Origin of the sequence: Streptomyces alkaliterrae (genome assembly GCF_007097205.2) — a bacterium.
Classification (GTDB): Bacteria; Actinomycetota; Actinomycetes; order Streptomycetales; family Streptomycetaceae; genus Streptomyces; species Streptomyces alkaliterrae.
The window spans coordinates 1-17908 of the sequence record NZ_VJYK02000094.1; the positions used below are offsets into that span (position 1 = coordinate 1).

The window sequence follows — 17908 nt, forward strand, 5'->3', positions numbered from 1 at the left end:
GGCGTGAGGAGTGCGGTGGCCGGTGGCGGGCGCCCCGGCCGGAGAGGCAGGTTGGCAGATGGCTGTCCCGTCGAACCCCTCGGGCACCGAACCGGACGCCGGCGGTGGGGGCGGGCCGATCCTGGCCGCCGGATGTGTGCTGTGGCGGCGGGCGGAGGACGGTGGTGTCCGCGTCGCCGTCGTGCGGCGGCCGAAGTACGACGACTGGTCGCATCCGAAGGGCAAGCTCCACCGGGGCGAGGAGTCGCGCACGGCCGCGCTCCGGGAGGTGCTGGAGGAGACGGGGATGACGTGTCGGCTCGGCCCCGAGTTGTCGGTCAGTCGCTATCTCGTGGACGGCCGCCCGAAGGAGGTCCGCTACTGGGCGGCGGAGGCGACCGGCGGCGCGTTCGTGCCGAACGAGGAGGTGGACCGCCTGCTGTGGCTGACGCCGGCGGAGGCGCGGGCGACGCTGACGCGATCGCGTGACGTGGAGCTGGTCGACGAGCTCTTGCGACGGCTGCCGCCGCCGCCCGAGTGAGCGCCACACGCCTGCTCTGACCTGCGGAAAAACGTCACTGCGCGGGAACGGCTGGCTTTAGTTGAGTCGGTACTTGTCAAGTTTTCTGGGGTGGGTGTATACAGGAAACCGGAGGGCGTCACCGCCACACAGTCGTCAGAAAAGGAGATGACCCGTGATGCTCATGCGTACCGACCCGTTCCGCGAGCTGGACCGTCTCACCCAGCAGGTGTTCGGCACGACGGCCCGCCCGGTGGGCATGCCGATGGATGCCTACCGTTCCGGGGGCGACTTCATCGTCCACTTCGACCTGCCCGGCGTCGACGCCGACAGCATCGACCTCGACGTCGAGCGGAACGTGCTCACCGTCCACGCCGAGCGTGCCTGGCCCGGCCCCGAGGACGCCGAGCGTGTCGCGTCCGAGCGGCCCACCGGCCGGTTCAGCAGGCAGCTGTTCCTCGGCGAGACGCTGGACGTCGACAACATCCACGCCTCCTACGAGGCCGGTGTGCTGACGTTGCGCATCCCGGTGGCGGAGAAGGCCAAGCCGCGCAGGATCCAGGTCAACTCGGCCAGCGAGAAGAAGCAGCTCGAGAGCTGATCACAGGTTTCCGGCCCCGCCCGGGCGCGGGGCCGGTCGCCGTGTCGAGGTGTTCAGTCGCGCGGCGCCAGAGCCGACCAGGCGACCGTGACCTCGCCCTGCCGCCAGCGGCGCGGGCCGTCGACGATCGGCCAGTCGCCGACGAGCGCCCGTACCGCGCGGGTCCAGCGCTGCCGTGCGCTCAGCGGCGCGTAGGGCGCGGCGCCCGCCCATGCCGCGTCGAAGTCCCGTAGGAACGCGTGGACGGGCTCGCCCGGCACATTGCGGTGGATCAGCGCCTTCGGCAGCCGTTCGGCGAGGTCGGAAGGGCGTTCCAGGGAGCCGAGCCGGGCCGCGAACGTCACCGTGCGGGGGCCCTCCGGGCCGAGCGCGACCCACGCGTGCCGTCGGCCGATCTCGTCGCACGTGCCCTCGACGAGTAGTCCGCCCTCGGCGAGTCGGCCGCACAGCCGCTCCCACACCGGCCACACCCGCGGCTCCTCGTACTGGCGCAGCACGTTCGCCGCACGGATCAGCAGGGGCCGCCCGGTCACGGGCACCTCGAAGCCGCCTCGGACGAACGTCAGCCCGTCGCGTGCGTACGGCTGGGCGGCGGCGACCCGCTCGGGGTCGATCTCCACCCCGACGACCTCGACGTCCGTGCGCTCCCGGCGCAGCCGCGCCAGCAGTTCGACGGCCGTCCAGGGCGCCGCGCCGTAGCCGAGGTCCACGGCGACCGGCGGGTCCGCGTGGCGACGCAGAGCCGGGCCGTGGGTGGCGGCGATCCAGCGGTCCATTCGACGCAGCCGGTTGGGGTTGGTCGTGCCCCGGGTCACGTCCCCCTCCGGCCCGCCGCGCCCCGCCGGTCCGCTGCCGCGCCTCGACCCCACTGCCATGGCGGCAGCCTACGACCTGCCGGGAACCCGTCGGCCCGGGCCACCCTGCACCGGCCTTTGAGTAACGTTTTGATAACGCCGGTTGTGTCGGGGGAAGAGTCACCCCCCAAATCGGCGTTGCCCCGTCCGGACGAGAGTGCACCGGCCCCTACCCGCGTGCCCAGGCCCACGACGACAAGAAAGCGGGGCGGCCCCATGACACCGCACGCAACCTGGCTCGGTCGTCGGCGGACCATCCGCCGCCACGGCCGGCCCAGGCGGGTGGCGATGCTCAGTGTCCACACCTCTCCGCTGCACCAGCCCGGCACGGGCGACGCCGGCGGCATGAACGTCTACATCGTCGAGCTGGCCAGACAGCTCGCCGCCGCCGGTACCCAGGTCGAGGTCTTCACCCGCGCCACGGCCGGCGGACTGCCCGCCACCGTCGAGCTGGCGCCCGGTGTCCTCGTCCGGCACGTCGACGCCGGCCCGTACGAGGGGCTGGCCAAGGAGGAGCTGCCCGCGCAGCTCTGCGCCTTCACCCACGGCGTGATGCAGGCCTGGGCCGGCCACCGCCCCGGCCACTACGACCTCGTCCACTCCCACTACTGGCTCTCCGGCCACGTCGGGTGGCTCGCCGCCCAGCGCTGGGGCGTCCCCCTCGTGCACGCCATGCACACCATGGCCAAGGTCAAGAACGCCGCGCTCGCCGAGGGCGACACGCCCGAGCCGCCCGCCCGCGTCATCGGCGAGACGCAGATCGTCCGCGCCGCCGACCGGCTGATCGCGAACACCGCCGAGGAGGCCGACCAGCTCGTCCGGCACTACGACGCCGCCCCCGGCGACACCGCCGTCATCCACCCCGGCGTCAACCTCGAGCGCTTTCGCCCCTTCCCGGTCGGCACACCCGCCACCGGCGACGCCCGGGCCGCCGCGCGGGCCCGCCTCGGCCTGCCGCAGTCGGCCTTCATCCCGCTGTTCGCCGGCCGTATACAGCCGCTGAAGGCGCCCGACGTGCTGCTGCGCGCGGTGCGCGTCCTGCTCGACGCCGACCCCGCGCGGCGGGAACGCGTGCTCGTGCCGGTCGTCGGCGGCCCCTCCGGGTCCGGGCTCGCCAAGCCCGAGGAACTGCAGAAGCTCGCCGCGCGACTGGGCATCGCCGACCTGGTGCGCTTCCACCCGCCCGTCGGCCAGGAACGCCTCGCGGACTGGTACCGGGCGGCGGACGTGCTGGTCATGCCCTCGCACAGCGAGTCCTTCGGCTTGGTCGCCATCGAGGCGCAGGCCTGCGGAACCCCGGTGGTGGCCGCCGCCGTCGGCGGTCTGCCGGTCGCCGTACGGGACGGCGAGAGCGGCTTCCTGGTCGACGGACACGACCCCGCCGACTACGCCACCGCCCTCGCCCGCCTGCTGGACGACCCGGCGCTCGCCGCCCGCATGGGCGCCGCCGCCGCCCACCACGCGCGCGGCTTCGGCTGGGACACCGCCGCCCGGCACACCGTCGACCTCTACTCCGAGGTGATCGCCGCCCGGCACGGTCACCTACGATCGATACATGTCTGAGGCACCGGATCAGCCCGAGTCCGCCACTTCGACCACCGCCGCGAGCTCTTCGACCACCGCCGCGAACGCCGTCATCGAGCGGGCGCTGAGCGCGGCGGAGCTGACCTGGGAGACTCCCTCCGCCGGCAACTTCGTCGTCAAGCTGCCCGGCACGCGCAAGCTCTCGACCACCTGCTCGCTGATCGTCGGCCGGCACAGCCTGTCCGTGAACGCCTTTGTGATCCGCAGACCGGACGAGAACCACGAGGCCGTGCACCGCTGGCTGCTCGAACGCAACACCCGTCTCTACGGGGTGAGTTACGCCATCGACAAGCTCGGCGACATCTACCTCGTCGGTCGGCTGCCGCTCGCGGCGGTGACGGAGGAGGAGATCGACCGCGTCCTCGGCTCGGTCCTGGAGAACGCCGACGCCCCCTTCAACACCCTGCTCGAACTCGGCTTCGCCTCCGCCATCCGACGCGAGTACGAATGGCGGGTCTCGCGCGGCGAATCCACCCGCAACCTCGACGCGTTCAGCCACCTCACCCAGCGCTGAGCCCGCGTCGCAGGGCGGATCGGGGGTCTGGTGTTTCCGGCGCTCGGCCCGCACAGTTGCCGTATGGCCAACCCCACCCCAGCTCCCGAGCGTGACGGGCCCGCCCGTCGTCCGCCACCGCCGGCCCTGCTCGTGCTGGTCGCGGTCGGCCTGCTGCTCACCGCGCCCCTCGCGCTGTGGTGGGTCGTCGGGCAGCAGACCGTCGACGTTCCCGACCCGGACTTCGCCGTCGCCCCGCTGGAGATCCCGCCCGCCGCCGAGGCGCTGGTCGGCACGTTCGCCCTGCTCGGTGCCTTCGCGTCCGCCGCAGGGCTGGTGTACTGGACGAGGGAGCGGGCGCTCGACCCCGACTGGTGGCTGGTGATCGGCCCGCTGCTGGGGGCCGGGCTGACCCTGGCGCTTGTCCACCGCGTGGTGACCGCCGAAGTCATCGGCGCCAACATCGGCGCGGGCCTCGCCATCCTCCTCGGTCTGCCGTTCGCCGCGATCCTCACCCTCGTCGGCTCGGGGTACGCGCTCTACCTGCTCTTCCGCCGCCGCTGACCGCCGCCCCCGAGCAGGCGTCCGGGGCGCGACGCGCGCCCCGGAAGTGATCGCACACCTCCCTTCGCGCGCCCTCCCCGGGCCGCACGCTGTCCGACGCCTGCCAGCTGGTCGGTTCCGCCCGGGCGCCACCCCGCCGCACCGCCGTTCCGGCCGTCCGCGCGCCCGACTTCACACTCCAACAACCGGATAAACCTCTTCACTGCCGATTCCGCCGATCGAAGGGAGTCCGTCGCGCAGAGTCACCGATCGGGCACCGAGGAGCAAGAATGGAAGCCGCCCAGCCTGCTCAAGGCGGGCAGCCCCCCGTCCCTCCGTAGCCCGCCTCTCTGGAGCGCCCCAGCCGTGGATGCCAGCACCGTGCCGCGCTGCCCCTTCGACTTCGCCGAAGCGTTGGAGTTCGACCCCACGCTCAGACGGCTGATGACCGGGGCCCCGGTGACGCGCGTCCGGCTCTCCTACGGGCAGGGCGAGGCGTGGCTGGTCACCCGTTACGACGACGTGCGCACGGTGACGACCGACCGGCGCTTCAGCCGCGCCGCCGTCTCCGGGCTCGACTTCCCGCGCATGACGCCCGAGCCGATCGTCCAGTCCGAGTCGATCAACCTCATGGACCCACCGGCCAGCACCCGCCTGCGCCGCCTCGTCGCGCAGGCGTTCACCAAACGCCGCGTGGAGGCCATGCGCCCCGCCACGCAGCGGATCGTCGACGGACTCCTCGACGCCATGGCCGAGCACGGCCCGCCCGCCGACCTCGTCCGCCACCTCTCCTCGCAACTGCCGCTCACCACCATCTGCGAGGTGCTGGACATCCCCGGCCCCGACCGGCGCACCCTCCAGCAGCAGGCGATGACGATGATGGCCACCGACCCCGGCACCCGGGAGCGCGCCGTCGCCGCCAAGGCCGAACTGCGCGGCTACTTCGCCGAGCTCACCGCCCGCCGCCGCCGCGACCCGGGCGACGACCTCATCAGCGTCCTGGCCACCGCCCGGGACGGCGACGAGGCCCTGAGCGACGACGAACTCACCGTCATGGCCATGGTCCTGCTGATGACCGGCCACGACACCAGCACCTACCAGCTCAGCAACATCACGTACACCCTGCTCACCCACCCCGAACAGCTCGCCAAGCTGCGAGCCGATCCGGCCCGGCTGCCGCAGGCGATGGACGAGCTGCTGCGGTACATCCCGTTCCGCAAAGGTGTCGGCATCCCCAGGATCGCCACCGAGGACGTCGAACTCGGCGGCGTCACGATCCGTGCAGGCGACGTCGTACACGTCTCCTACCTCGCCGCCAACCGCGACCCCGAACGCTACGACAACCCCGACACGCTCGACCTGGACCGCACGGCCGGGGGCCACATGACCTTCGGCTGGGGCGCGCACCACTGCGTCGGCGCCCCGCTGGCCGTCATGGAGCTGGAGACCGCGATCGGCACGCTGCTCGCGCGCTTCCCGGACCTGAGGCTGGCCGTCCCCGCCGACGAACTGCGGTGGAACACCGACTCCATCTGGCGCTACCCGCTCGAACTTCCGCTCGCCTGGTAGGCGCAGCTCCTGACCAGAGCCGGCGGCGGGCCGGCCCGTGACCGAGCCCGCTGCCCCTACCGGCCCTCACCCGGGGGAAAACCCATGGCCACACTCTGCCGGCCCGCCGTCGCGGTCCCAGAACACGTCATCACCAGCGCCGACACCCTCGAGCTGGCCCGCCGACTCCACGCCGACCACCCGCAACTCCCGCTGGCGCTGCGGCTCATCGAGAACACCGGCGTCCGCACCCGCCACCTGATCCGACCGATCGAGGAGACCCTGCGCCATCCGGGCTTCACCGCCCGCAACCGCGTCTACGCCGAGGAGGCCAGACGCCGCGTGCCGCCCGTCGTCGAACGCGCACTGGCACACGCCGAACTGACCGCCGAGGACGTCGACCTCATCGTCTACGTCTCCTGCACCGGCTTCGAGATGCCCTCGATGACCGCCTGGCTCATCAACAACCTCGGCTTCCGCCCCGACACCAGACAGCTGCCCATCGCCCAGCTCGGCTGCGCCGCCGGAGGCGCGGCGATCAACCGCGCCCACGACTTCCTCACCGCCTACCCGGACGCCAACGTCCTCATCGTCTGCTGCGAGTTCTGCTCGCTGTGCTACCAGCCGACCGACCTGGAGGTCGGCTCGCTGCTCTCCAACGGCCTCTTCGGCGACGCCGTCGCCGCCGCCGTCGTGCGGGGCGGCGGCGGCGGACACGGCGTGCGGCTGGAGCGCAACAGCTCCTACCTCGTGCCCGAGACCGAGTCCTGGATCTCCTACGCCGTGCGCGACACCGGCTTCCACTTCCAGCTCGACAAACGCGTCCCCACCACCATGCACATGCTCGCCCCGGCCCTGCGGGCGCTGGCCGACCGGCAGCGCTGGGTGATGTCCGAGCTGGACTTCCACATCGTGCACGCCGGTGGCCCGCGCATCCTCGACGACCTGTGCGCGCTCCTCGACGTCGACCCGCACATGTACCGCCACAGCCGCGCCACGCTCACCAGCCGGGGAAACATCGCCAGCTGCGTCGTCTTCGACGCCCTCGACCGCGTCTTCGCCGAGGGCCACCTCACCGAAGGCGCCCGAGGCGTCGTCGCCGGCTTCGGCCCCGGCATCACCGCCGAACTCAACCTCGGCACCTGGCAGGTTCCGGCTATCCCCGCCGCCACCACCGAACAGCCGGCCAGGGAGGCGAGCTTGGCGCCCGCCCCCTGAGCCGCCCGGGGCCCTCTACCGGATGTAGACGAGCCCGTCGGTGGTGATGGTCGGGCGTCCTGAGGTGGCGACGACCTCGACGGTGACGGTCCGCTTGGCGCTGGTGTCCCACGTCTGCGTCCACAGCGCGTCGCGGTACCGGGTGGTGGACGACTTCAGATCCACGGTCTTGACCCGCTTCCCGTCGACGAGCACGTGGACCTGCCCGGAAGAGGAGGCGCGGGAGAAGACCAGCGCGGCGGAGCGCCCGGTGAAGGTGTAGGTCAGCTTGGCTCCCTTGGCGCTGCTGGAGTAGGACTTCCCGCCCAGGTAGCGGGAGTCGCTGCGGGTGGTCCAGGTACCGCTGCGGGTGGCGGCGGTCTCCTGGAGGACCACCGGCGTGAACGAGGGCGAGGCGTTGCGCACGTTCCCGGCGAGGTCGGTGGCCCGCATCTGCCAGGCGGTGGCGGTGCCGGGAACGGCGGTGTGGTTGGCACCGGTGGTCGTCGCCGCGTAGGTCTTGGCGACCGGCGCGAGCAGGCGCACGTTCCTCAGCGCCGTGTTGTCGGTCGCGGCCCAAGTGAGCCGGACGGGCACGGCGTTCGCTTCCACGATGCCGGAGCGCAGGCCGAGCGTGGGCCTTGTGGTGAACGTCGGTGCGGTCGTCTCGGCGACGACGGTCGCGGTCGGCGTGGTGGCCGCCTTCCCCGACTGGTGGATCGCCCGGACCGCGACCCGGTGCGTACCAAGCGGCAGAGCGGTGGTCGCGGTACGCACGCTGCCCTTGGTGGTGACGGCGACCTTGCCGTTGACAAGCAGCTCGTAACGGCTGATCAGAGACGCCGGGGTGCTCGCCTTCCACTCCACGGTGATCTCGGAGCGGGTGTAGGTGGTGCCGTCCTTGGCGCCCCCACCGGTGACGGAGGTGACGGCAAGACCGGTCACCGGACCGGCGGCGCGGGCGCGGATGGTGTTGAGCTGCGCGTACAGCCGGTCGCCCGGGCAGAGGGTGTTGAACCCGTCCCGGTGGCCGTGGATGGCGGGCAGCGTGCGCACGGCCCCCTTCTTCCAGCTCTGCCCGGCGAGGCTGCGCCCGTCGGCACCGGCGGTGAGGCTCGCCGTGTCATCCGGCTTGACGCCGTACTGCCCGAGCTTCCACGCCGCGACGCGCGCCACGGCGGTCAGCGCCGCGCTGGCCGCGTTCACGTCGGTGTGCGTGCCGAGCACGGAGATGCCGGTGGTCTCGGTGTTGAAGCCGTAGGCGTGCGCGCCCATCACCGGCCGGTCCACGCCGCCCTTACGGCCTTCGAAGACCTTGCCGCACTTGTCGACCAGGAAGTTGTAGCCCAGGTCTCGCCATCCGAGGGTGCGCGTGTGGTACGCGTAGATGCCGCGCACGATGGCGGGGGAGTCGGCGCAGTCGTAGTTGTTGGTCTCGGCGGTGTGGTGCACCACAACGGCCTTGATGCGCCCGTCGGGCAGATACACCGGCTCTTCGAGGCTCATCGACTCGTCCGCACCCCACGCCGCCCGACTCACGATCGGCGGACGCGGCGCACTCGACGGCGGCGCCGGCGGCTCCGTCGTCTCCGGCGCCGACGGCGAGGGGCTACCGGTCGGCGGCTCACTCGTCGGCGGCACGCTCGGCGTCGCGGGCGCGCTCGGCTCCGGCGTCAACGACGGCTCCGGCGTGGGCTCCGCACTCGGCTCGGCCGGTGCGGTCGGGCTCGGCTCCGCCGACGGCCCCTCCGACTCACCCGACCCCGGCAGTTCAGGCTCCGGGCTCACCGGATCGTTGACCGGCCGCACCCCGAACGGCGTCCCGCCGCCGACATAAGCGGCGTTCCGCGCTCCCGTGCCACCCGTCCCGGACCCCGCGCCCGGATCGATCATGTCCAGCCGCAGTCCCTCCGGCAGGGCGTCGGACACTCGGCCCTCACCGGTCACCCGCACCTCAACACCATCCGACGGCCCCACCCACGCCGGCTCGGTACCACCACGCGCCGCACGCTCCACATCCACCGCGCCACGCTCCGGCTCCAGCACCAACCACCGCGACCACTCACCGGAACCGATCGCCCGCGTCCGCGCCTCGACCTTCACCGCTGCGGCGGCCTTCGGGTCCGTCCACGTCACGCCCAACATGCTGAAACGTTCCGTCTTTTGCCGTCCCAACTCAGCCCGACGCCCGTCCCCCTGCACCTCAAGCTCAACCGCGTGGGTCTCCACCGGCCCGCTCGCCGGCCCCTCGGCCGCCGTACCGCCAGGACGCCGCAGATCGTCCTCCCCAGACCAAGGCGTCGGCCCACCGGCCAAGCCACCCGCCACCAGCACCCCGGACGCCGCCACCACAGCGGCGACACCCACACCCCACCCAAGACGCGACCGACGCGACGCCACGTGCGCTCCCCCGTACGCCCCCGATGGGCGTTTCCTCCGCCACCGCCAGATAAATGATCATGACGGCCGCCATTCCCGACACAGACGCCGCAAAGCTAATCATGAGGGCATGGCGCCCCGGAAGGTGAGTCGATGAGATGCCCACTTCTGTCCGGCCGAAGTTCACGCAAGAGACGAAGGTCACAGCCTCAGTGGGAACTATTCGGTAGCTGATGTCCGATATGAGTGAATCGTCAATCTTGTTTCCTCGTTACCTTCACATCTGCATCACATAGGTGGTGTGAATGTGTTTCAACTGACCGAGGAAACATGACAATTCACATACCCGCGCCCGAAGAGCGCGGAAGACCATTGCTCGGGGGGAGCCTCCGCTACACGGCGGGGGTGCTTGCTCTGGTCATGGCCGTCACCGCGCTCGACAGCGCGACAGCCGCTGCCGCGAAGCCCTCTCCGGAGCCGAAGGCCCAGCAGAAGCAGGCCGTCACCGAGGCCGCCGACATCCCGTCCGCACGCGTCGCCGCCCGGCTGTCGGGCAAGCGCGTGGAGGTGCTCTCGGAGCGGACGGAAACCTCCACGACCTGGGCGAACAAGGACGGTTCGCTCACCACCGAGCTGGCCGCCGGGCCGATCAGGTTCCAGGACGAGGACACCGGTGCCTGGCGCGATGTCGACCTCGACCTGATCTCAGCCTCGGACGGCTCGGTGGAACCCGTGGCACACCCCGAGGGTCTGCGGCTCGCGGGCAAGAGCGGCTCTCGGGCCACCTCACTCAGGGCGGCTCAGAAGGCGAAGGGCACCGATCTGGTGACCCTTGGCGACGACGACAAGAAGATCACCCTGCAGTGGAAGGGCGGCCTGCCCGCTCCGAAGCTCGACGGCACCCGCGCGGAGTACGTCAACGCCGTGCCGGGCGCGGACGTCGTGGTAGAGGCGACCCGCACGGGCTTCGAGCAGTTCGTCGAGATCAAGGAACGTCCGTCCGGCGAGAAGTACAGCTACACCCTGCCGCTGAAGGCCAAGGGCCTGAAGGCCGAGCAGCAGGACGACGGCAGCGTGGAGTTCACCGACAGGAAGGGCAGGACGCGAGCCGTCATGCCCGCCCCGGTGATGTGGGACTCCACGGTCGACAAGGTCTCCGGGGAACACACCCGCCGGGTGCCCGTGGAGATGGAGGTCGTCCAACGCAGGGGCTCCATCGACCTGGTGGTCACTCCCGACGCCAAGTTCCTCGCCGATCCGGCCACGAAGTACCCGGTGGTCGTGGACCCGTCGACGTCGGCTCTGTCCAACGTCTTCGACACCTACGTCCAGCAGGGCGAGACCCGGGACTGGTCGACGGACGTCGAGCTGGACCTCGGGAACCCGGGGACCACGAACAGCAACGGGACGCCGCGCACCGCGCGCTCGTTCATCTCGTGGAACACCACTCCGATCCGTGACGCGCTGGTCATGGACGCGAAGCTGTCGCTCTGGAACTTCCACTCGGGCAACACCGACTGCAAGGCGCAGCCGTGGGAGGTCTGGCGAACCGGTGCGGCCTCCACGTCCTCCCGCTGGACCTCGCAGCCGACCTGGACCGCGAGGAAGGCCACGTCGACCCAGACGCGCGGCAACCCGGCGTGCACGTCCGCTCCCAACGGCTGGATCAACGCCGACGTCACGACACTTGTGCAGGAGTGGGCCTCGGAGCAGGTCGCCCGAGGACACATGGGGCTGCGCGCGGCGAGTGAGACGTCGGTACCCCAGTGGAAGCGCGTCAACTCCGCCAACGCGGCGTCCAACCCGCCCAAGCTGACGGTCACCTACAACTACCGTCCGAAGACCGGCACCAAGCAGGAGGCCGGCCCGCCGTACTTCTCCTACGGCGGCTCCTACGTGGTCAACACCGTGCGCCCCACGTTGCGCGACACGTTCGTGGACGCCAACGGTGACCGGGTGCAGGGCGCGTTCCAGATCTTCGACAGCGCCACGGACAAGCAGGTCGGCGAGGTCCTGAGGTCCTCGTTCGTCCCCTCCGGACAGCCCGCTTCCGTGAGGGTTCCCGCCGGGGTGTTGACCCACGGCAAGACCTACAAGTTCCGTACCTCGCCCTACGACGGCACGCACTACAACACGGGCTGGTCCGCCTGGAAGACGTTCACCGTCGACACGCAGGCGCCCTCCGCACCCACCCGGATCGTCTCGACCGACTACCCGGCCGACAAGTGGGTCAAGGGCGCGGGCCAGGCCGGTACCTTCACCGTCACGCCCGCCTCGGCGGACCTGAACTGGCTGGAGTGGTCGCTGGACGGCGCGACGTGGACCAAGGTCCCCACCGCCGCCTCCACCACCCCGAGGGGCATCTCGATCACGCCCCCGAGGGACGGCACCCACACCCTCCAGGTGCGGGCCGTGGACCGCGCGGACAACAAGTCCGAGGCCGCCGAGTACACCTTCCACGCCGGGCCGGGCGGCTTCGTCCAGCCCAGCGAAGGTGAGCGCACGGCACGCCGTCTTCCCCTGGTCGCGGAGGCGGAGGCCGGACGCTACACGGCCGTCTCCTTCTCCTGGCGCCGCTCCGAGGCCGACCCCTGGACGCGGATACCGACCAAGGACGTGACCTCGGGCGGAAGCCCCGTCTCGGCCTGGCCCGTTCCCATGACCAACGGCCGCAACGCCCCCCTGGTCTGGAAGGCCACCGACACCGTCGACCCGGACGGCACGGTTCAGATCAAGGCCGACTTCACCGGCCCCAACAGTGCCTCCGGCAGCACCACGCCGCTGACGGTGGTCGTCGACCGCAACGCCTCCGGTGCCGCGACAACCGAAGCCGGCCCCGGAAGCGTCAACCTGCTCACCGGTGACTACACGCTGTCCGCCACGGACGCCTCCGCGTTCGACATGTCGGTCACCCGTACGGCCTCCTCGCGTACCCCGGACAAGGGAGCCGCTCAGGAAGGACAGGCTCCGATCTTCGGAGAGGAGTGGGTCGCGGGTACGGCCGCCGAACTGACCGAGTCCGACTGGTCCCACATCCGCCGTATCACCGACACGGCCGTCGCCGTCATCGACGCCGACGGCGAGGAGACCTACTTCACCGCGAACGCGGCGAAGAACGGCTGGATCCCCGAGCCCGGCGCCGAGGACCTGACCCTGAAGGGCTCGGTCACCGGCACCTTCACCCTCAGCGACACCGAGGGCACGGTCACCACCTTCACCAAGCCGGCGGAGGACGTGCCGACCTGGCAGGTCTCCAGCACGCTCCTGGACGGCCTCGCCGAATCCACCACCACCGTGATCTCCCAGCGGACCACCTACAAGGGCAACCCGGTCGCCCGCCCGAAGTGGATCATCGCGCCGACCTCCGCGGCCACGACCGCGGAATGCGCGGCCGACCCCGCGACCAAGGGCTGCCGGGTCCTGGAGTTCCTCTACCCCGCGTCCAACACGGCCACCGAGGAGAGCTTCGGTGACAGGGTCGGCCGGGTGAAGTCGATCCGGCTGTGGGCCACCGAACCGGGCGCCGACAAGTCGAAGGTCCTGGCCGTCAACGCCTACGCCTACGACACCCAGGGCCGTCTCCGCGAATCCTGGAGCCCGCGCACAAGCCCGGCCCTGAAGACCGAGTACACCTACGACTCGGCGGGCCGTGTCACCGAGCTCACCTCGCCTGGCGAACTGCCGTGGACCTTCACCTACGGCAAGGCCGGCGACGCCGCCACGGCCGGTGAGGGCATGCTGCTGAAGGTGTCCCGGTCCGGCCTCAAGCAGGGCACGGCCAACACCCCCGAGGGCACCGCGACCACCAGCCTCGTCTACGACGTCCCGCTGACAGGCAGCCGCGCCCCCTACAAGATGGGCGCGTCCGACACCCGGGCGTGGGGACAGCTCGACACCGGCACCGACGCCACCGCCGTCTTCCCGGCCGACAGCGTCCCCGCCGGCCACACCGGTTCCTCGCTCACCGCCACCGCGTACCGCCGCGCCAACGTGCACTACCTGGGCGTGTCCGGACGCGAGGTCAACACCGCCATCCCCGGCGGGCACATCACCACCACCGAGTACGACCGGTTCGGCAACACCGTTCGTGAGCTCTCCGCCGCCAACCGGGCCGTCGCGCTCGGCCTGAGCGCGGACGACAGAGCCGTCCAGGAGGACCTGGGCATCTCCCAACTCCCCTCCGCCGAACGCGCCGAGCTGCTCGCGACCAGGTCCGTCTACAACGAGGAGGGAACCCGCGAGCTGGAGCAGTTCGGCCCGCTGCGCCGGGTCGACCTGACCGAGGACCTGAAGTCGGGCTCCAACGTGCTGGTCCCCTCCGACACATCGGTGACGGCACGCTCCTGGACCGTCAACGAGTACGACGCGGGACGACCCACCAACGGCACCGCCAAGGTCAAGGACCAGATCACCCGGGTCACCACCGGCGCCGAAGTGCGTGAGCACCCCGGCGTCATGGGTGAGGCACGTGCGACCCAGACCGTGTACGACTGGGTGAAGGGCCTCCCGACCCGCACCATCAAGGACCCGGGCGGGCTCGCGATCACCGAGAGCACCGAGTACGACGCCCAGGGCCGTGTCACCAAGCAGCGCCTGCCCGGAGCCAACGGCACGGACGCCGCGACGCGCGTGACCACCTACTGGTCCGCCACCGGAACCGGCGCCTGCGCCGGCCGCCCGGAGTGGGCCGACCTGGTGTGCTCCACCGGCCCGGCCGGCGCGATCACCGGCGGCGGCAGCCAGCCGTCCGAACTGCCCACGACCACCACCGAGTACAACTGGTGGGGCAGCCCGGCCAAGGTCACCGAAACCGCCAACGGCGTCACCCGCACCACAACGACGACCTACGACTCCGCAGGTCGCCAGACAAAGGTCGCGATCACCGGCGGCATCGGCCAGGCGGTCCCGGAGGCCACCACCGAGTACGACCCGGCCACCGGCCAGGCCGTGAAGACGGTCTCACCGACCGGCGGCACGATCACCAAGGCCTATGACCGGCTCGGCCGCCTGATCTCCTACACCGACGCCGACGGCGGCGTCACCAGGACGGAGTACGACCTCCTCGACCGCCCGGTCAAGGTCACCGACAGCGCCCCGTCCACGACCACCTACACCTACGACCACACCGCCGAACCGCGCGGCCTGGCAACACGCGTCACCGACTCGGTCGCCGGAGCCTTCCAGCCGACCTACGACGCTGACGGCTCCGTCAGTTCGGAGAAGCTGCCCGGCGGGTACACCCTCACGGTGACCGAGGACGCCACCGGTTCCACGGCCTCACGGGTGTACACGCGTGACAGCGACGACACACTCGTCTACTCCGACACGGTCACCGAGTCCGTCCACGGCCAGGTCACTTCACACGCCGGCTGGTCGGAGCAGGCATACAGCTACGACCGCACCGGCCGCCTGACGACCGTCCTCGACACCGCGGACACCGTCTGCACCCGGCGGGCCTACACCTTCGACAACCGGACCAACCGCCGGAGCCTGACCAGCGCCTCCGGCACCCCCGGCGCCGACTGCCCCACCACAGGAGGGACCACCACCACCCACACCTACGACAGCGCCGACCGCCTCGTCGACAGCGGCTACGTCTACGACGCCTTCGGCCGCACGACAACCGCGCCCGGCAACGGCACCCTCGCCTACTACGCCAACGACCTCGCCTACCGCCAGACCGCGGGCGGCAAGCGCCAGACCTGGACGCTGGACGCGGCCCACCGCTTCCGCTCCTGGAGGGTCGAGACCGGCAGTGGCAGCACCTGGACCCAAACCGAATCCAAGCGCAACCACTACGACGGCGACGGCGACAACCCCCGCTGGATCGTCGAGGACACAGCCACGGGCGCACTGACCCGCATCGTCAACTCGGCATCCGGAGACCTGGCCGCTACCACGGGCAAGACTGGCGACACGGTCCTGCAGCTGTCCACAATCCATGGTGGCATCGCCCTCCAACTCCCGCTGGACACCACCGAGCCACCTGCCGCGCTCGACAACGACGAGTACGGCAACCCGCGCGAAGGTCAGCAGGCAACGCGCTACGGCTGGCTCGGCGCAAAGAAGCGCTCGACGGAAAGCCTCAGTGGCCTTAGCCTCATGGGTGTGCGTCTATACGATTCAACGATTGGGCGCTTTCTGTCCCTCGACCCAATCTATGGCGGTAATGCCAACGGATACGAGTACGTCAACGCCGATCCGCTTAATCGTTACGATCTGGACGGTAAGTGGGGTTGGAACAAGCGCATCGGTCGCAGTGCGCCATGGCGGTACGTTTACTGGGGTGCAAGGGTTGGAATCACTGCTGGGTTCATCGCATCTCCGTTTGGCCGAGTTCGAACCGTGCGTACGGCATATAGATTGATACGGAAGCCGCGGAGAGCGTATGGCATGATGAAGCGATCCTGCGGTAGCTGGAGAGGTGCACTGGGCTGCATCGGGGCAGGAATTGGAGTAGGTCAGGATGCTCGACAGCAGGGCAGGGAATACTGGCGCGCGTACAATGACCTCTACCGCACTCGACCTGCTCGATGGTTCAAGCGGAATGTTTGGTGTGGGCCAGGCTCAAGAGCGAGCGGATGTCGCCGCAGGTAGATGATCGTAACGCTGTGTGGTGGCATCTGTTGACTCGGTAGATGCCACCACACATGCGTCCGTAGGTCAATAGACAAGGTTGCAAGTGAGGCGGTGTTGGTTTGGCTGCAGACTGGATGGATAATATCTACGCGGACCTCTTCTTTATCGGAGGAGGGCTCGTGATTACGCTTTCGCACACCAATCCGGTTTGGAAGGCGATTACTGGGATATGGACCGTTTGCTGGATAGTGGTGGCTATTCGGCGCGTAGTGCGAGGGCGAAGAAATAAGAAAGATGGAAAGCTGAAGTAGGTGGAAAGAGTTGGCTAGCTGAGCTTAGTTCAAAGACTACAGCTCGGTGGTTTCCTGCGCCTTGTTGCGGGCCTGCTCCTGTCGGAGCCTGCGAGATCCGTCTGGACGACGGGCCGCCCGACGTGAGCAAGCCCCTTGGCGGTTGGCCGGTGTCCGTCGTTACTGCCCCGTTTCGGCGGGCACCGGCCGTTGGGCTCAGGTGAAGTCGGATTCGACGAACTCGGCGGCGGAGCCGCTGGCGGTGGCCTCGCGGAGTTCGATGCGGCGGATCTTGCCGCTCACTGTTTTGGGGAGTGGGGCGAACTCGAGGCGTCGGACACGCTTGTAGGGGGCGAGGCGGGCGCGGCTGTGCTCGAAGAGGGCGCGGGCTGTGCCCGGGCCCGGGTCCCAGCCGGCGGCCAGGACGACGTAGGCCTTCGGCACGGTCAGGCGCACGGCGTCCGGCGCCGGTACGACGGCCGCCTCCGCGACCGCCTCGTGCTCCAACAGCACGCTCTCCAGCTCGAACGGGCTGATCTTGTAGTCCGAGGACTTGAAGACGTCGTCGCGGCGGCCCACGTACGTGAGGTAGCCGTCCGCGTCGCGGGAGGCGATGTCGCCGGTGTGGTAGTAGCCGCCGGCCATGACTTCGGCGGTGCGCTCCTCGTCGCCGTGGTAGCCGACCATCAAGCCCACCGGGCGGTGTGCCAGGCCGAGGCAGATCTCGCCCTCGTCGACACCCGCCTTGCCGCTGACGGGGTCGACCAGTTCCACGTGGTAGCCCGGCATCGGGCGGCCCATCGAGCCGTCGCGGACCGGTGCGCCCGGCGGGTTGGCGATCTGGAGGGTGGTCTCCGTCTGGCCGTAGCCGTCCCGGACGGTGACGCCCCACGCCTCCCGTACCGTCTCGATGATCTCCGGGTTCAGCGGCTCCCCGGCGGAGACCGCCTCCCGTGGCGGCTTCCGCAGCCGGGAGAGGTCCGCCTGGACGAGCATCCGCCAGACCGTCGGCGGTGCGCAGAACGTCGTCACGCCGCCGTGGTCCATCTGGCGCATCAGCGCGGCCGCGTCGAAGCGCTGGTAGTTGTGGACGAACACCGTCGCCTCCGCCGTCCACGGCGCGAACAGGCTGGACCACGCGTGCTTGGCCCAGCCCGGCGAGGAGATGTTCAGGTGCACGTCGCCGGGCTGGAGGCCGAGGCCGTACATGGTCGTCAGATGGCCGACGGGGTAGGAGGCGTGGGTGTGCTCGACCAGCTTCGGCTCGGCCGTGGTGCCGGAGGTGAAGTAGAGGAGCAGGGTGTCGTCGGCGCGGGTGGGGCAGTCGGGGGTGAAGCTGTC

12 protein-coding genes and 1 pseudogene are annotated in these 17908 nt (G+C 70.4%); 9 read left to right on the forward strand and 4 right to left on the reverse strand.

The features are described from left to right. Nucleotides 1–58: 58 nt before the first annotated feature. Complete coding sequence (locus FNX44_RS11440) at nucleotides 59–520, forward strand: NUDIX hydrolase (protein WP_143647941.1); 462 nt, start codon at nucleotides 59–61, stop codon at nucleotides 518–520. A gap of 157 nt (nucleotides 521–677) precedes the next feature. Next, the gene (locus FNX44_RS11445; protein WP_143647942.1) at nucleotides 678–1100 is read left to right on the forward strand and encodes an Hsp20/alpha crystallin family protein; all 423 of its coding nucleotides are present in this window, start codon (nucleotides 678–680) and stop codon (nucleotides 1098–1100) included. Nucleotides 1101–1153: 53 nt separating this feature from the next. Here FNX44_RS11445 and FNX44_RS11450 read toward each other — a convergent pair whose 3' ends face one another. Next, nucleotides 1154–1975, reverse strand: coding sequence for a class I SAM-dependent methyltransferase (locus tag FNX44_RS11450; RefSeq protein ID WP_407699110.1), 822 nt, complete (start codon nucleotides 1973–1975; stop codon nucleotides 1154–1156). Nucleotides 1976–2170: 195 nt separating this feature from the next. On the opposite strand from FNX44_RS11450, the gene mshA reads away from it, so the two are divergent. The 5 genes from mshA (at nucleotide 2171) to FNX44_RS11475 (ending at nucleotide 7340) form a co-directional block, all read left to right on the forward strand. Continuing rightward, entirely contained in the window at nucleotides 2171–3517 is a 1347-nt protein-coding gene (mshA, locus tag FNX44_RS11455; protein ID WP_143647943.1) for a D-inositol-3-phosphate glycosyltransferase, read from the forward strand. Beyond that, nucleotides 3510–4052 (forward strand): type III secretion system chaperone family protein, encoded by a 543-nt coding sequence (locus FNX44_RS11460; protein ID WP_143647944.1) that lies wholly within the window; start codon nucleotides 3510–3512, stop codon nucleotides 4050–4052. The genes mshA and FNX44_RS11460 overlap by 8 nt, the downstream gene beginning before the upstream one ends. Nucleotides 4053–4115: 63 nt before the next feature. Beyond that, entirely contained in the window at nucleotides 4116–4595 is a 480-nt protein-coding gene (locus tag FNX44_RS11465; RefSeq protein WP_143647945.1) for a hypothetical protein, read from the forward strand. A gap of 345 nt (nucleotides 4596–4940) precedes the next feature. Continuing rightward, nucleotides 4941–6143, forward strand: a complete 1203-nt coding sequence (locus FNX44_RS11470) for a cytochrome P450 (protein WP_323369273.1) — start codon at nucleotides 4941–4943, stop codon at nucleotides 6141–6143. Between the two features lie 84 nt (nucleotides 6144–6227). After that, nucleotides 6228–7340, forward strand: coding sequence for a type III polyketide synthase (locus tag FNX44_RS11475; RefSeq protein WP_143647946.1), 1113 nt, complete (start codon nucleotides 6228–6230; stop codon nucleotides 7338–7340). A 15-nt stretch (nucleotides 7341–7355) separates the two neighbouring features. Here the strand turns inward: FNX44_RS11475 and FNX44_RS11480 are convergent, their stop codons facing one another. Continuing rightward, nucleotides 7356–8825 (reverse strand): N-acetylmuramoyl-L-alanine amidase, encoded by a 1470-nt coding sequence (locus tag FNX44_RS11480; RefSeq protein ID WP_323369275.1) that lies wholly within the window; start codon nucleotides 8823–8825, stop codon nucleotides 7356–7358. On the opposite strand from FNX44_RS11480, the gene FNX44_RS29690 reads away from it, so the two are divergent. After that, nucleotides 8785–9156, forward strand: coding sequence for a hypothetical protein (locus FNX44_RS29690; protein WP_323369277.1), 372 nt, complete (start codon nucleotides 8785–8787; stop codon nucleotides 9154–9156). The genes FNX44_RS11480 and FNX44_RS29690 overlap by 41 nt on opposite strands. Nucleotides 9157–9266: 110 nt before the next feature. Here FNX44_RS29690 and FNX44_RS30135 read toward each other — a convergent pair. Beyond that, nucleotides 9267–9719 (reverse strand): annotated as a pseudogene (locus FNX44_RS30135) (N-acetylmuramoyl-L-alanine amidase); the annotation flags it as partial. A gap of 309 nt (nucleotides 9720–10028) precedes the next feature. Between FNX44_RS30135 and FNX44_RS11485 the strand changes: the two are divergent. Next, entirely contained in the window at nucleotides 10029–16295 is a 6267-nt protein-coding gene (locus tag FNX44_RS11485) for a DNRLRE domain-containing protein (protein ID WP_407699111.1), read from the forward strand. A gap of 488 nt (nucleotides 16296–16783) precedes the next feature. Here FNX44_RS11485 and FNX44_RS11490 read toward each other — a convergent pair. After that, on the reverse strand, nucleotides 16784–17908 hold a 1125-nt coding region (locus tag FNX44_RS11490), incomplete at its 5' end, for an AMP-binding protein (RefSeq protein ID WP_143647948.1).

What these genes read in the sequence shown, in the direction of transcription:
- FNX44_RS11440 (WP_143647941.1), top strand. Translation starts at nt 59, where the DNA reads ATGGCTGTCCCGTCGAACCCCTCGGGCACCGAACCGGACGCCGGCGGT.
- FNX44_RS11445 (WP_143647942.1), top strand. Translation starts at nt 678, where the DNA reads ATGCTCATGCGTACCGACCCGTTCCGCGAGCTGGACCGTCTCACCCAG.
- FNX44_RS11450 (WP_407699110.1), bottom strand. Translation starts at nt 1,975, where the DNA reads ATGGCAGTGGGGTCGAGGCGCGGCAGCGGACCGGCGGGGCGCGGCGGG.
- mshA (WP_143647943.1), top strand. Translation starts at nt 2,171, where the DNA reads ATGACACCGCACGCAACCTGGCTCGGTCGTCGGCGGACCATCCGCCGC.
- FNX44_RS11460 (WP_143647944.1), top strand. Translation starts at nt 3,510, where the DNA reads ATGTCTGAGGCACCGGATCAGCCCGAGTCCGCCACTTCGACCACCGCC.
- FNX44_RS11465 (WP_143647945.1), top strand. Translation starts at nt 4,116, where the DNA reads ATGGCCAACCCCACCCCAGCTCCCGAGCGTGACGGGCCCGCCCGTCGT.
- FNX44_RS11475 (WP_143647946.1), top strand. Translation starts at nt 6,228, where the DNA reads ATGGCCACACTCTGCCGGCCCGCCGTCGCGGTCCCAGAACACGTCATC.
- FNX44_RS29690 (WP_323369277.1), top strand. Translation starts at nt 8,785, where the DNA reads ATGCGCCCGTCGGGCAGATACACCGGCTCTTCGAGGCTCATCGACTCG.
- FNX44_RS11480 (WP_323369275.1), bottom strand. Translation starts at nt 8,825, where the DNA reads ATGAGCCTCGAAGAGCCGGTGTATCTGCCCGACGGGCGCATCAAGGCC.
- FNX44_RS11485 (WP_407699111.1), top strand. Translation starts at nt 10,029, where the DNA reads ATGACAATTCACATACCCGCGCCCGAAGAGCGCGGAAGACCATTGCTC.